Origin of the sequence: Corallococcus caeni (assembly GCF_036245865.1) — a bacterium.
GTDB classification, from domain to species: Bacteria; Myxococcota; Myxococcia; order Myxococcales; family Myxococcaceae; genus Corallococcus; species Corallococcus caeni.
In genome coordinates this window covers 1399960-1413361 of sequence record NZ_BTTW01000001.1, presented here as the reverse complement: position 1 = coordinate 1413361, position 13402 = coordinate 1399960, and the positions used below count along the sequence as shown (strand labels likewise).

At 70.6% G+C, this 13402-nt stretch carries 9 protein-coding genes; 2 read left to right on the top strand and 7 right to left on the bottom strand.

Going from position 1 to position 13402, the window contains the following annotated elements; genetic code table 11:
- Window positions 1-3: 3 nt before the first annotated feature.
- The 6 genes from AABA78_RS05600 to ligA all read right to left on the bottom strand — a co-directional run bounded on the left by AABA78_RS05600 (window position 4) and on the right by ligA (window position 8350).
- On the bottom strand, window positions 4-354 hold the full coding sequence (locus AABA78_RS05600) for an HU family DNA-binding protein (protein WP_043321998.1): 351 nt from the start codon (window positions 352-354) through the stop codon (window positions 4-6).
- A gap of 125 nt (window positions 355-479) precedes the next feature.
- On the bottom strand, window positions 480-1868 hold the full coding sequence (locus AABA78_RS05595; protein WP_338262374.1) for a YhjD/YihY/BrkB family envelope integrity protein: 1389 nt from the start codon (window positions 1866-1868) through the stop codon (window positions 480-482).
- Window positions 1869-2334: 466 nt separating this feature from the next.
- The gene (locus AABA78_RS05590; RefSeq protein ID WP_338261955.1) at window positions 2335-5013 is read right to left on the bottom strand and encodes an Rne/Rng family ribonuclease; all 2679 of its coding nucleotides are present in this window, start codon (window positions 5011-5013) and stop codon (window positions 2335-2337) included.
- A gap of 574 nt (window positions 5014-5587) precedes the next feature.
- Window positions 5588-6031, bottom strand: a complete 444-nt coding sequence (locus AABA78_RS05585) for a DUF3052 family protein (RefSeq protein WP_014398919.1) — start codon at window positions 6029-6031, stop codon at window positions 5588-5590.
- Window positions 6028-6315 (bottom strand): acylphosphatase, encoded by a 288-nt coding sequence (locus tag AABA78_RS05580; protein ID WP_338261954.1) that lies wholly within the window; start codon window positions 6313-6315, stop codon window positions 6028-6030. The genes AABA78_RS05585 and AABA78_RS05580 overlap by 4 nt, the downstream gene beginning before the upstream one ends.
- 10 nt (window positions 6316-6325) lie before the next feature.
- Window positions 6326-8350, bottom strand: coding sequence for an NAD-dependent DNA ligase LigA (gene ligA / locus AABA78_RS05575; protein WP_338261953.1), 2025 nt, complete (start codon window positions 8348-8350; stop codon window positions 6326-6328).
- A gap of 495 nt (window positions 8351-8845) precedes the next feature.
- On the opposite strand from ligA, the gene rho reads away from it, so the two are divergent.
- Window positions 8846-10462, top strand: a complete 1617-nt coding sequence (rho, locus tag AABA78_RS05570) for a transcription termination factor Rho (RefSeq protein ID WP_171419968.1) — start codon at window positions 8846-8848, stop codon at window positions 10460-10462.
- Between the two features lie 25 nt (window positions 10463-10487).
- Complete coding sequence (locus tag AABA78_RS05565; RefSeq protein WP_338261952.1) at window positions 10488-10808, top strand: hypothetical protein; 321 nt, start codon at window positions 10488-10490, stop codon at window positions 10806-10808.
- Window positions 10809-10821: 13 nt separating this feature from the next.
- Here the strand turns inward: AABA78_RS05565 and AABA78_RS05560 are convergent, their stop codons facing one another.
- Complete coding sequence (locus tag AABA78_RS05560; protein ID WP_338261951.1) at window positions 10822-13389, bottom strand: ATP-binding protein; 2568 nt, start codon at window positions 13387-13389, stop codon at window positions 10822-10824.
- Between the last annotated feature and the right edge of the window lie 13 nt (window positions 13390-13402).

Below are 13402 nucleotides of genomic sequence, written 5' to 3'. Positions count from 1 at the left end.
GGCCTAGAGGGTGCCGGTGCCGCTGCTGCCCTTGAACTCGGAGGAGGGCGGCAGGTCCGACTGGGCCTGCAGCGGCGCGGGGCGGTTGACCCGGTCGCGCAGCTCCTTGCCGGTGCGGAAGAGCAGGCCGCGCTTGGGCTTCACCGGGATGACCTGGCCCGTCTTCGGGTTGCGGCCCTGGTAGCCCTGGTAGTTCTTCACGTGGAAGGCGCCAAGCCCGCGAATCTCGATGTTCTCCCCGCGGCAGAGGGCGTCCTTCATCGACTCGAAAATCGTCTCGATGGTCGCCTCCGCCTGCTTCTGGGTCACGCCTCGTTTGGCGACGAGGATGTTGATCAGATCGGACTTGAGCATCGGACGCTCCCGCAAACCCCGTGACCCCTTGGTGACAGGGCTCTCTGGCCCGTTGTCGAGTCCCGAATACATAACAGAACACCTCCTCCTTGCAAGCCGGGTAGGCTCCCAACCCTCTAAAAACGTTACGGATTTCCGCCACCGACCGCTGCCTTGGGGGCCTCCGGGGCGGGCGGGGCGAGCAGCCCCGGGCGCAGCGGTGTCACGAGGTCCAACCACCGGGTGCGGCGCAGCAGGTCGACCCCGGCACAGTCGGCCGCCTGGAACAGGGGCTCGAACTGTTCGAAGCCCGGGGCCTTGGGGCCCGTCCAGGTCTCTGGGCCGCCGGTGATCATCACCCCGTGCACCGCGAGCGTGAGGTCCGCGAGCGTGAGCTCCGCGGGGTCCTTCGCCGGGCGCAGGCCGCCCCGTCGCGCGCGCTCCAGCAGGCGGGCTTCCACCATCCGGTCCACCACCTCGTGCACCAGCGACTCCGGCACGCGAAGCCGCGTGGCCAGCTCGCGCGGCAGGGGGGGCGTGAGCCCATCCACCCAGCACAGGGTGACGTCCTGGGCGACGCGTGCGCCCACCAGCTCGTGCGCGCGCGGGTGGCTGCCGAAGGCGAAGAGGGAGCCCCGGAAGGAGACGTGCTCCACCGCGTAGGACAGCCGGGCGCCGAACAGCATCACCAGCCAGCTCACGTACACCCAGGCGAGGAACAGGGGCAGGGCGCCCAGCGACGCGTAGAGCGGGTTGTAGAGGAAGCTGCGCGCGGCGAACTCGGCGTACACCTGCTTCGCCAGCATCCAGCCCAGGCCCGCCACCAGTCCCCCCGCCAGCGCCGAGCGCACGCGCACGTGGGCGTAGGGCGTCCAGAGGTACAGCAGCGTCAGGCTGCCCATGGCGATGAGCGTGGTGCCCACGGCGATGAACAGCGGCGCGGAGGGCGCGTAGGTCTGCAGGAGCACGCGGACCCGGCCCGTGCCCGAGAAGGAGATGGCCAGGAAGATAGGACCCAGCAGCAGCAGCCCCGCGTAGATGGACAGGCGCGTCAGCCACGGGCGCTGGCGCCGGATGCCCCACAGCTCGTTCACCGCGCCGTCGATGTGGCGCAACAGCGAGCCCGCTGACAGCAGCACCGCGAGGAAGCCCACGCTGCCCACCGCGATGGAGTCGCCCGGGTGCAGGAACCGGTCGAGCAGGGCGGCGGACTCCTCGCTGACTCCCGGCGCCAACACCTCGGAGATGACGAAGCGCAGCTTCCGCTGGAACTGCTCCTGGTGGAGCGTGCGCAGCAGCACGATGCCCACGGTCAGCAGCGGCACCAGCGAGAACATGCTGATGTACGTGAGCGCGGCGGCGCGCAGGCGCAGGTTCTCACCCATGAAGCCGCGCGCCACGGTGCGCCCCGCGAAGAAGATGTCCGCCGCGAAGCGGCCTCCCGACGTGGCCCCGATGGGCGCCCACACGCGGGCCGCTGTCTGGAGCGCCCAGGCCCGTGCCCGGACCAGGGGCCGCCGGACGCGCCAGGACAGCTTCCGGACCCTGCTCACGGCTCCCTCCTGGCGTGCTTCCAGCCCGGTGCGGCCAGGGCGCGGGAGTCCAGGAGCGTGCGAGGGCGCGGAGGCGAGCGGTTCATCCCAGGCGATTCAGATGGGCCCAGGGGTGGATGACGCGCCCCCGGTGTGGAAGTGCCACCGTAGCCAAACTCGGCCCCAGGGAACCAGCCCGCCCGCCCCGATGCAGCGGACGTTGTCACCCGCTTCACGACCTCGCCCGCCTGGCTGGTCACCATGCGGGAGACCGGGGAGCGTGAAGTCCTGGGTGCACCTCCGTGCGGACGGGACACCCCTCGGAACGCGCCCACTCCCGCCTCCGCGAGCCTTCACGGACCCACGCGCGAGCCGATGCGGGCTGGTACCCAGGGTCCAATGCAGAAGGCCCGGCGGGGTTCGCACCCACCGGGCCTTCGCTGTCACTCACGAACCGGAATCAAGGGCTTCAGGCTTCGCTGCCCCCGCCGGACGGCTCGGACGAGCCCCCGCCGGATGCCGCGGGAGGCGCGCTGCCACCCCCGCCACCGTTGTTGCCTCCGCCGGAGCCGCCCCCGCGCTCGCCGCGCTCGGACCGCTCTCCACGCTCGCCACCGCGGTTCTCGCCGCCGCGACGCTCGCGGTCTCCACCCCGGTTGCGGTCACCGCCGCGCTCGCCGCCGCGCTCCGGACGCCGGCCCTCGCGACGGTCTCCGCCGCCGCGCTCGCCTCCGCGTTCCCCGCCGCGCTCAGCACCGCCACGGTTCTCGCCACCGCCCCGGTTCTCTCCGCCGCCACGCTCACGGTCGCGGTCCCGGCCGCCGCCACGGCGGCCCTGTTCCTGACGGCCTCCGTAGGTGCTCTCCGGACGGCGCTGCTGCATCGCCAGCTCGCCGTCACCGGAGCCCGGCGACGAGGCCACCTTGTGCTCGGGGCCCGTGGCCGACCGGCCGTAGATGTCGTACTGCTCGCGGTGGTAGTTCTGCTGCGCCTTCACCTGGATGGACTTGTTGTAGCGGTCCATCAGGTGCCGCAGCTCGTTGCGCTCCTCGCCCTGCAGGAGCCGCGCGACCTCCGCGTTGCAGTTGATGACGAGCGTGGAGTCCTTGTAGCCCGGCGCCTCGCGGCGGATCTCCCGGAAGATCTCGTACGCGACCGTGGTCGCCGTCTTCACGAAGCCCTTGCCGTCGCAGTACGGGCAGTCCTCGTGCAGCACGCGGCCAATGGACTCGCGCACGCGCTTGCGCGTCATCTCCACCAGGCCCAGCTCGGAGATGCGCAGCACGTTCGTCTTGGCCTTGTCGCGGCCCAGCGCTTCCTGCAGCGACTTGAAGACCTTGTCGCGGTTCTGCGCCTTCTCCATGTCGATGAAGTCGCAGATGATGATGCCGCCGATGTTGCGCAGCCGGAGCTGGTAGACGATCTCCTTGGCCGCCTCGACGTTGATCTTGGTGATGGTCTCCTCGAGGCTCTTCTTTCCGACGTAGCGGCCCGAGTTGACGTCGATGGCGGTGAGCGCCTCCGCCTGGTCGATGATGAGGTAGCCGCCGCTCTTCAGCCACACCTTGCGCTGGGTGGCGCGCTGCAGCTCCTGCTCGATGCCGTAGGCGTCGAAGACGGGCTCGTCGGTTTCATGCAGCACCACGCGGTCGCGCAGCGCCGGGTCCTGCGCGGTGACGAAGCCCTGGATGCGCTCGTACTCCTCCGCGTCGTCCACGACGAGCTTCTCCACGTCGTGGGCGAACAGGTCGCGCGTGGCGCGCAGGATGAGGTCCAGGTCCGGGTGCAGCAGGCCCGGTCCGCCGCGCTTCTCGTTGCGGCGCACCACCTGGTTCCACACCTCGATGAGGAACCGGATGTCGCTCTCCAGCTTCTCCTGGGGAACGTTCTCCGCCACGGTGCGCACGATGAAGCCCGTGCCGGGCGGCCGCAGCCGGTCCACGATTTCACGCAGCCGGCGGCGCTCCTTCTCGTTGGAGATGCGGCGGCTGATGCCCACGTGGTCCACCGTGGGCATGAACACCAGGTGACGGCCGGGGATGGAGATGTGCGACGTGAGCCGCGCGCCCTTCGTGCCGATGGGGTCCTTGGAAATCTGGACCACCACCTCCTGGCCCACCTTCAGCAGGTCTTCAATCTTGTCCGTCTTGCGCTGCTTGGGCTTCTCCTTCTCCTCGTCGCGCTTCTCGCGGCGGGGCGGCTCCTGGCGGCGCTTGTCCTTGTCCTTCTCGCGGCCCTCCCGGTTGCGCGGCTCGCGGGCCTCCCGCGCCTCGCGCGGCGTGCGGCGCTCGCCGGACACCTCGGCGGGACGGGCGGACTCCGCGGCGGGGGAGGGGATGAGTTCACCCAGGGCGGCCGCGTGCGGCGGCGGCTCGGCGGCGCCGTCCGTCGTGGGCGCCGCGCCGGACTCGGCGAGGGCGGAGGCGGTGGCGTGCTCCGCGGGCGTCTCCTGCACCACCGCGGGGGCTTCCACTTCGGGCGTGCCGTTCTCCGTCAGCGGCACCGCCACGGCGGCGGTGGACACCGCGACCTGGGGCTCTTGCGCGGCGCCTTCGGCCGGGGCCTCCATGGAGACCGTGGGCTCGGTGGGCTCGGACGCGGCCTGGGCCTCCTGCCGCGGCGCCGGGGCGGCTTCCGGGGCCGGCTTCACGGCCTCGTGCGACGCGACCTCCGACGCTTCAGGGGCCCCACCCTGGGGGGCGGCGTGGGCCTGGACGTCCAGGGCCAGCGCGCCGTCATGGGCCAGCACCGGCTCCGGGTGGGCCTGGGGCGCTTCCGTGCCGGCGGGCAGGGCGTGCGTGGCGTCCGGGACCGTGGCGGCGGCGAGCTCCACCGCGTCGGCCTCGGACTCGGTGGGGACCTCCGGGGCGTCCTCGTGCTCGCCCTCGGTCAGCTCGAATTGCGCGCGGGCGAAGTCCGGGTCGTAGACGACGTCGCTGACATACAGGAAGGCGGCCTTCTCCAACCCGATGTCGACAAAGGCCGCCTGCATGCCCGGGAGGACCCGGACGACGCGCCCCTTGTAGATGTTTCCGACGACGCCCTTGTCCTTCTTACGCTCGAGGTAGAACTCCGCGATATGGCCGCCCTCGACGAGGGCTACCCGGGTCTCCCGACCCGCGGCGTTGATGACGAGCACACTGCTCATGGATGAATCCTGGTAGCGCGCGCGGTAGGGGGGACCTCACCGGACGGGAGGCGGCGAGACGCCACACCTCCGAGCACGCCGCGAGGGGAGAGGCGGCCAGTGGCCCTCCGGCGTGTGGACGCCTTCCGGATGACCCGGAGGGAGAACGCATCGCCTGGGTGGGGGCCGAGGACATCGCCGCCTGCTCCTCCGAGTTCACGTCGCCCCGCATTGCGACCGGCACCGTGCCGGGCGGGGCTGCTTCTCTTCACGCGCTCGAGGCTCCCACCACGCCCGTGCCGTCCGCCCCCTCTTCCACACCCGGTCGGTGCCCGTTCGTGGGCCACCTTGGGGGGGCGTCTGGGGGCCCCGGAGCAGCAGGGACGTCCGGAGGAAACCGGAAGCGCAACCCGTCGAAATTCCTGCCTGGGCCTGATGTCCCGCCAACGCGGGGCGTCACACAACCGCCCAGAAACACGGAGAGTTTTCCACGCCCCTCCAGGTGTGTAAAGGCCCGATGCACCCGTTCATCCACTGTCGGGCAGATGGAGGGCGGGCCCGCCCTCCGGGCGTACGGGCGCTCGGAAACGGACGTTCAGGCCTGGGCGGGGGCCTGCTTGCGCCCCTCCGGCTTGTCCAGCTTGCCGCGCGGACGGCGCACCAGCCGCAGGCCGGTCCAGGTCTCGTCGATGATGCAGATCTTGTTGTCCACGAGGCCGATGTCGAGCGCCGCCTGGCGCACGAAGTCCTCGGACAGGCGCGTCTTCACGCCCTCGCCGGCGGGCCAGCAGACCCAGATGCCGCCGTTGAGGGTGGTGGCGCGCGACAGCGCGGGCAGCCGCTGCACCAGCTCCGTGGCGTCGGAGGTGAAGAAGAGGATGACGTCCAGCCCCGTCTGGGCCGTGACGAGGAACTCCACCCCGTCCGGCAGCGGGTTGAGCTTCTGCACGAAGCCCCGCGGGGGGTTGATGACGGAAACCTTGGTGCCGGACCGGATGCCCAGCATGGCCGGCAGGGAAGCCAGGGCGTAGGGCGTCATGATGTGCGCTCCACCGTGAAGGTGCGGAATTCGCCAGTGGCCCCGCCGTCGCTGCGCGCCACGTCCGTGACGCGCGCCAGGCGGGGACCCGAGTGACACCAGCGGATGAAGTCTTCCAGCGCGCCCGGTTCGCCTTCCACCGTGGCCTCCACGGAGCCGTCGCTCCGGTTGCGCACCCAGCCTGAAAGGCCAAGACGCAGCGCCTCCTGGCGGGCGCTCTCCCGGTAGGAGACGCCCTGGACCGTGCCCTGGATGCGCAGGGTCGCCCGGCGCTGCGTGCTCATGCCTCTGGCCTCATGCTCTGACGTCCCCTTCTAGCAGCTTCAGGAACGCCTGCTCATCCAGGATTCTTACCCCGAGTTCCTGCGCCTTCTTCAGCTTGGTGCCCGCGTCCTCGCCGGCGACGACGAAATCGGTCTTGCGCGAGACACTTCCGGAGACCTTACCCCCGCGCCGTTCGATTTCCTCCTTGGCCTGCTCGCGCGCCAGCCCCGCCATGGTGCCGGTGAGCACCACCGTCTTGCCCACGAAGGGGCCGCCCGTGGCGACCGCCGGGGGCGCGGGCCGCACCCCCGCGTCCAGCAGGGCCTGGATGGCGGCCTGGTTCTGGGGCTCCTGGAAGAAGGTGTGGATGACCTGCGCCATCACCGGGCCCACGTCCTTCACCCGGCTGATGTCCTCCAGGCTGGCCGTGAAGAGCGACTTCACGTCCGGGAAGGCCTCCGCCAGCGCGCGCGCCGTGGAGTCGCCCACGTGGCGGATGCCCAGCGAATACAGGAAGCGGCGCTGGGTGGTGTCCTTGCTGCCCTCGATGGAGGCCAGGAGGTTGTCCGCGCTCTTCTCCCCCATGCGCTCCAGCTTGAGCAGCGAGTCCCGGGTGAGCGCGTACACGTCCGCGAACGTCTTCACCTGCCCGGAGGTGACGAGCTGGTTGGCCAGCTTGTCCCCCAGGCCCTCGATGTCCATGGCGATGCGGCTGGCGAAGTGGCGCACCTTCTCCACCAGCTGCGCGGGGCAGGACGCGCCCGTGCAGCGGATGATGGCGCCGTCCTCGTCCTTGGCCGCCACCGCGCCGCACACCGGGCAGTGGGTGGGGAAGGTGAAGGGCTGGGAGTCCTCCGGGCGCTTGGACAGCACCACGGAGACGATCTCCGGAATCACGTCGCCCGCGCGGCGCACGAAGACGGTGTCGCCCTTGCGCACGTTCTTGCGGCGCAGCTCGTCCTCGTTGTGCAGCGTGGCGCGCGACACCGTCACGCCGCCCACCTTCACCGGCTTCAGGTGCGCCACCGGCGTGAGCGCGCCCGTGCGGCCCACCTGGATGCCGATGTCCTCCACCGTGGTGGACTCCTCCTCCGGCGGGAACTTGTAGGCCACGGCCCAGCGCGGGCTCTTGGACACCTGGCCCAGGCGGCGGCGCAGGTCCTCGTCGTCCACCTTCACCACCATGCCGTCCACTTCGAAGGGCAGGGCGTGGCGGCCCTTCAGGGACTCGTCGTAGCGCTGGCGCACCCCGTCGGCCCCTTCCGCGGCCTGGTAGCGGTTGATGGGCAGGCCCAGCGTCTTGAGGTACTCCAGCTTCTCCGTGTGCGACTTGAAGGCGGGCACGCCGTCGCCGGGCACGCATTCGTAGAGGTAGACGGACAGGGGCCGGGCGGCGGTCTCCTTGGGGTCCAGCTGGCGCAGGCTTCCCGCGGCGGCGTTGCGCGGGTTGGCGAAGAGCGACTCGCCCTCCTCCTCGCGCTTCTCGTTGAGCTTGCGGAAGTCCTCCTTGCGGATGAAGACCTCGCCGCGCACCTCCAGCCGCCTGGGCACCTTCACGCCGTCCTGGGGGAACAGCTCCAGGGGCAGGCTCTTGATGGTGCGCAGGTTCGCCGTGACGTCCTCGCCGGTGGTGCCGTCGCCGCGCGTGGCGCCCTGGATGAAGCGGCCGCCCTCGAACCGCAGCGAGATGGCCAGGCCGTCCAGCTTGGGCTCGCACACGTAGCCCACCTGCGTGAGGCCGGTCAGCTTGCGGATGCGCTCGTCGAACTCCACCAGCCCGGCGTCATCGAAGATGTTCGCCAGGGACAGCATCTGCGTGGTGTGCACCACCTGCCCGAAGTCCTCCACCGCCGCGCCGCCCACGCGCTGGGTGGGCGAATCCGGCGTGACGAGCTGGGGGTACTTCTCCTCCAGCGCCTGGAGCTCACGCATCAGCGTGTCGTACTGCGCGTCGCTGATCTCCGGCGCGTCCAGCACGTAGTAGCGGTGGTTGTGGTGGGCCAGCTCCTGGCGGAGCGCTCGGGCGCGGGCTTCGGCTTTCGGGAAGGTGTCCACGGGGTGTGTCCTTACCCCAATTCATGGGCGCGGCCAGTTGCGCACGCCCCGCGTTGGAGGAGCACCACTCTACCGGCCCCACCTGACAGGGCTTACGGGTTCACGGGAAGGGGAGCCCGGGGACGCGTGTTGCACGCCAAGGAGGCGCTTCCGTCGCCCCATTAGGCCCGAATTTCAGATACATAGCGGATTCCCTGTTGGTGGGACCCCCGCCCTCCAGTGCAACCCCCTGAAAAACGGGACAGAGCCAGGCACGGATGCCTTGACAGCTCTGGAGGCGGTCAATAGTTTCCAGCGCGATTCCAGGCGCAGGGGTTCCCCCGGCGCCGTCTCTTCCCAACCACAGGCCCACGCGCCCTCCGGTCCGTTCCCAGGACTTGGGTGGTGCTGCACCCTGGAAGGTGCTTCCGAGCGCCGCGCGGACGGACCGCCGTCCCGCGTACAGCCTGCCCGAGCCTTCGGGCGATTCCCCCCCTTTTCCGTCTGCAGACCGTCATGGCCAAAGCCCGTTCCCCCCGAGAGAAGGTAGTCGAGCCCGCTTTCACCGCGGAGGAGAAGCCCCGCCGCAAGCGCGCGGCCGCGAAGGAGGCGGAGAAGCCCGCGCCCCGCTCGCGCCGTGCGCCCGCCCGTCGGGAAGAGGCTCCCGCCGAGGAGGCCGAGGCCCCCGAGGTCGCCGCGGAGGCGCCCCGTCCGGTGCTCACGCCCATCTCCCGCCCGGTGCGCGACGACGAGCTCCAGGAGCTGCGCGGCACGGAAGAGGAGCCGCACGCCGAGGAGGCCGCTCCGGCCGCCCCGCAGGAGTCCGCGGAAGGCCCCGCCATCACGGAGGTCGAGCGCGACGGCACCCCGATGCAGGTCATCAAGCTCAATGACCTGAAGCGGATGAAGATCGTGGACCTGGCGAAGATGGCCCACGACACGGGCATCGAGGGCTACCAGGGACTCAAGAAGCAGGACCTCATCTTCGCGCTCCTGGGCGGCATCGCCGACAAGCGCTTCGAGGTCCACGCGGAGGGCGTGCTGGAGCTGTTGAGCGACGGCTTCGGCTTCCTGCGCAGCGCGGACAGCGACTACCAGCCGTCCCCGGACGACATCTACGTGTCGCCGTCGCAGGTGCGCCGCTTCAACCTGCGGCCCGGCGACACGGTGACGGGCCCCATCCGCCAGCCCCGCGAGGGCGAGCGCTTCTTCGCGCTGCAGAAGGTGGACAAGGTCAACTTCGCGGACCCCATGTCGGACGCGGCGCGCGAGCGCATCCTGTTCGACAACCTCACGCCGCTCTATCCGACGCGCAAGCTCAAGCTGGAGCACGAGTCGTCGGAGATGACGACGCGCATCATCGACATGTTCTGCCCCATCGGCCTGGGCCAGCGCTGCCTCATCGTGGCGCCCCCGAAGGCCGGCAAGACGGTGCTGCTGCAGAACATCGCGCACGCCATCAGCCGCAACCACCCGGACGTCTACCTCATCGTTCTGCTCGTGGACGAGCGCCCGGAGGAGGTGACGGACATGGAGCGCAGCGTGCGAGGCGAGGTGGTGTCCTCCACCTTCGACGAGCCCGCCACGCGCCACGTGCAGGTGGCGGAGATGGTCATCGACAAGGCCAAGCGCCTGGTCGAGCAGAAGTACGACGTCTGCATCCTGCTGGACTCCATCACCCGTCTGGCGCGCGCCTACAACACGGTGGTGCCGGCGTCCGGAAAGATCCTCTCCGGCGGCGTGGACGCCAACGCGCTCCACAAGCCCAAGCGCTTCTTCGGCGCGGCCCGCAACATCGAGGAGGGCGGCAGCCTCACCATCATCGGCACGGCGCTCATCGACACCGGCAGCCGCATGGATGAAGTGATTTTCGAGGAGTTCAAGGGCACGGGTAACTCCGAAATCGTCCTGGACCGGAAGTTGATGGAGAAGCGCATCTTCCCAACGCTCGACATCAACAAATCCGGCACCCGCAAGGAGGAACTCCTCTTGTCTCAGGCGGACCTGGTGCGCATTACGGCGTTGCGCCAGGTGCTCCACCCGTTCACCCCCATCGACGCGATGGAGTTCGTGCTCAAGCACATGCGTCCGACGGCGGCGAACGCGGAGTTCCTGGGCTCGATGAACCGGTAGTCACCTCCGGCCCAAGGAGCCCCATATGCGTCGTGCCCGCCTCCTGTGTCATGTCGCCCGCGCTGTCGCGGGCCTCGCCCTGGGATTCCTGGCCGGGTGCGACATCGGGGTGGAGGACCTGCCGCTGGAGGACACCCCGCCGGTGCTCTCCAGCCAGGTCTGCTACGACGACTCGGACTGCGTGGCGAACGCGTGCTGCGGCGAGGGCACCGCCATCACCCACCGCGACGAGGGGCCGAACTGCTCCGGCGTGCGGTGTGACGGCACGTGTCCCCCCAACAGCGTGGACTGCGGCCGCTGCATCCCGACGTGCCGCAACGCGCGCTGCGCCGCCGCCTGCCAGTAGCGCGCGGCGCGGTTCAGCTGGGCAGGCCGCCGGTCGCGTCCACCGGCGGGTCCCTCAACGGCAGCGTCACGCGGAAGGTGGTGCCGCCGCCCGGCGTGTCCTCCACGTCGATGCGGCCCTGGTGCGCCTCCACCACCTGGCGCGACACCCAGAGCCCCAGGCCCAGGCCGCCGTAGTGGTGCGAGGACACGGCGCGCTCGAAGCGCTCGAAGATGCGCTCGCGGTCCTCCGGCTTGATGCCGATGCCGTGGTCCACCACGGACAGGCGCACCACCTCTCCGTCCGGCTGCAGCGTCACGTCCACCGGGCGCCCCCGGCCGAACTTCAGCGCGTTGGCGACCAGGTTGTGCACCACCTGCGAGATGCGTGACGGGTCGAAGGTGCCCAGCACCGGGCCCTTCACGTCCACGGTGAGCGGCGTGCCGTCGCGGCGGGCTTCTTCTTCCGCGAAGCGCGTCACCTCCACCAGCAGGTCGCCCAGGTCCACGTCCGTGCGGGTGAGCTTCAGCCGGCCGCTGGTGATCTGCGACACGTCCATCAGCACGTCCACGAGCATGGCCAGCCGCCGGATGAAGGACCGGGCCTGCTTCAGGCGCTCCAGCGCCTTGGGCGGCGCGTCCCGGCCCAGGCCGCGCTCCACCAGCTCCAGGTTCAGCTGGAAGGCCGCCAGCGGCGTGCGCAGCTCGTGCGCCGCCACGGAGAGGAAGTCATCCCGGGCGCGCAGCGCCTGGGCCAGCCCTTCCGCGCGGGCGCGCTCGTCGGCCATCTCCCCGCGCATCCGCGCGAGCTTCAGGTTGGACGCGATGCGCGCGAGCAGCTCGCCCGCGGAGAAGGGCTTCACCAGGTAGTCATCCGCGCCGGACGTCAGGCCCTGCACCGTGGCCTCTTCACCGGCCTTCGCGGACAGCAGCAGGATGGGCAGCTCGCGCGTGGTGGGCGCGGCGCGCAGGGCCTTCAGCAGGCCCATGCCGTCCAGCTTCGGCATCATCACGTCCGACAGCACCAGGTCCGGGGGCCGGGCCAGCGCGGACTCCAGGCCCTTCAGGCCATCCGTCACCGCCTCCACCTCGTATTCGGGGGAGAGCACGCGCTGGATGTAGTCGCGCATGTCCCGGTTGTCGTCCACGAGCAGGATTCGCGCGCGTGGCGGCGACGGGGCCGCGTCGTGGCCGTTCGCGGACGGCGGGTGCTGGTGCGAGGACTGCGTGCGGTCCTTGGGCTTGGTGGCGCTCCACAGCAGCGCTTCCTCCACGTAGGCCGACGTGGCCTCGCGCGCCGCGGAGCGCGGCCGGGCGGTGGTGCGGATGCGCTCCGGGGGCAGGTGCGCGTGGCCCAGGGGCAGCTCCACGGTGAAGACGCTGCCTTCGCCCTCCGTGCTGCGCGCGGACACGGCGCCGCCGTGCAGCCGGGCGAACTCCTGCACCAGCGCGAGCCCGATGCCGCTGCCCTCCACCGTGCGCGACGGCGAGCCCGGCACGCGGTGGAAGCGCTCGAAGAGGCGGGGCAGTTCGTGCGCGGGGATGCCCGCGCCGGTGTCCTCCACCTCCAGCGTCACCCGCTGACCGGACTCGCGCAGGCGCAGCGTGACGCCGCCCTGGAGCGTGAACTTGAACGCGTTGGAGATGAGGTTGAGGACGATCTGCTCCCACAGGTCCGGCGCCACGTAGACGGGCTGGGACAGGGGCGGGCAGTCCACCGTGAGCTTCAGGCCCGCGCGCTCCATGGCGGAGCGGAAGCTGGCGGCCGCGTCCTTCGTCAGCGCGGACAGGTCCGCGGGCACGAAGCGCTCCTCCTTGGGGCCCGCCTCCAGCTTGGACAGGTCCAGGAGCGCGTTCACCAGCTTGAGCAGGCGCCCGGCGTTGCGGTGCACCCGCTCCATCTCCTTGCGGACCTCGTCCGACAGCGGGCCCGCGCGGCCCGCGAGCAGGTCCTCCGTGGGGCCCAGCATCAGCGTCAGCGGCGTGCGGAACTCGTGGCTGACGTTGGCGAAGAACTCCGACTTGAGCCGGTCCAGCTCCCCCAGTTGCTCGTTCGCCACGCGCAGCTGCTGGTTGGCCTCTTGAATCTGCTGGGCGCGCCGGAAGATTTCCCCCTCCATCTCATCCGCGCGGGCGCGGAGCGCGGCGTGCTGGCGGCTCTGCTCGTCATCCGGGTGCTTCCGGTGGATGAAGTCGGTGACGTCCTCCACGCGGTGGATGATGTGGCGCAGCGTGCCGTCCTCGCCGAACACCGGGGTGTTCAGCGGGCTCCAGTAGCGCAGCTCGAAGCTTCCGTCGGCCTGCTGGCGCCGGGGGATGTCGTACTTCTGGACCGCCATCGCGTCCGGGGCGCCCGTCTTCACCACGCGCTCCAGCGACGCGCGCAGGTTGGTCACTCCGCTGGCCCCCACCTCCTGGGGATTGTCCGGGAAGACGTCGAAGATGTGGCGGCCCAGGATGTCCTCGCGCCGCGTCCCCGTGGCGCGCAGGTACGAATCCGTCACCGCGACGATGACGAACCCCGGCGTCAGCACCAGGTACGGGTTGGGCGAGGCTTCGAACAGGCTCCGGTAATCCGGGGCCGGTGAGGGGCTGGGGGTCATCACACGTCCTCAG

Excerpts from the sequence above, each read along its gene's own strand:
- AABA78_RS05600 (WP_043321998.1), bottom strand. The coding sequence starts at position 354 with ATGCTCAAGTCCGATCTGATCAACATCCTCGTCGCCAAACGAGGCGTG.
- AABA78_RS05590 (WP_338261955.1), bottom strand. The coding sequence starts at position 5,013 with ATGAGCAGTGTGCTCGTCATCAACGCCGCGGGTCGGGAGACCCGGGTA.
- AABA78_RS05585 (WP_014398919.1), bottom strand. The coding sequence starts at position 6,031 with ATGACGCCCTACGCCCTGGCTTCCCTGCCGGCCATGCTGGGCATCCGG.
- AABA78_RS05580 (WP_338261954.1), bottom strand. The coding sequence starts at position 6,315 with ATGAGCACGCAGCGCCGGGCGACCCTGCGCATCCAGGGCACGGTCCAG.
- rho (WP_171419968.1), top strand. The coding sequence starts at position 8,846 with ATGGCCAAAGCCCGTTCCCCCCGAGAGAAGGTAGTCGAGCCCGCTTTC.
- AABA78_RS05565 (WP_338261952.1), top strand. The coding sequence starts at position 10,488 with ATGCGTCGTGCCCGCCTCCTGTGTCATGTCGCCCGCGCTGTCGCGGGC.
- AABA78_RS05560 (WP_338261951.1), bottom strand. The coding sequence starts at position 13,389 with ATGACCCCCAGCCCCTCACCGGCCCCGGATTACCGGAGCCTGTTCGAA.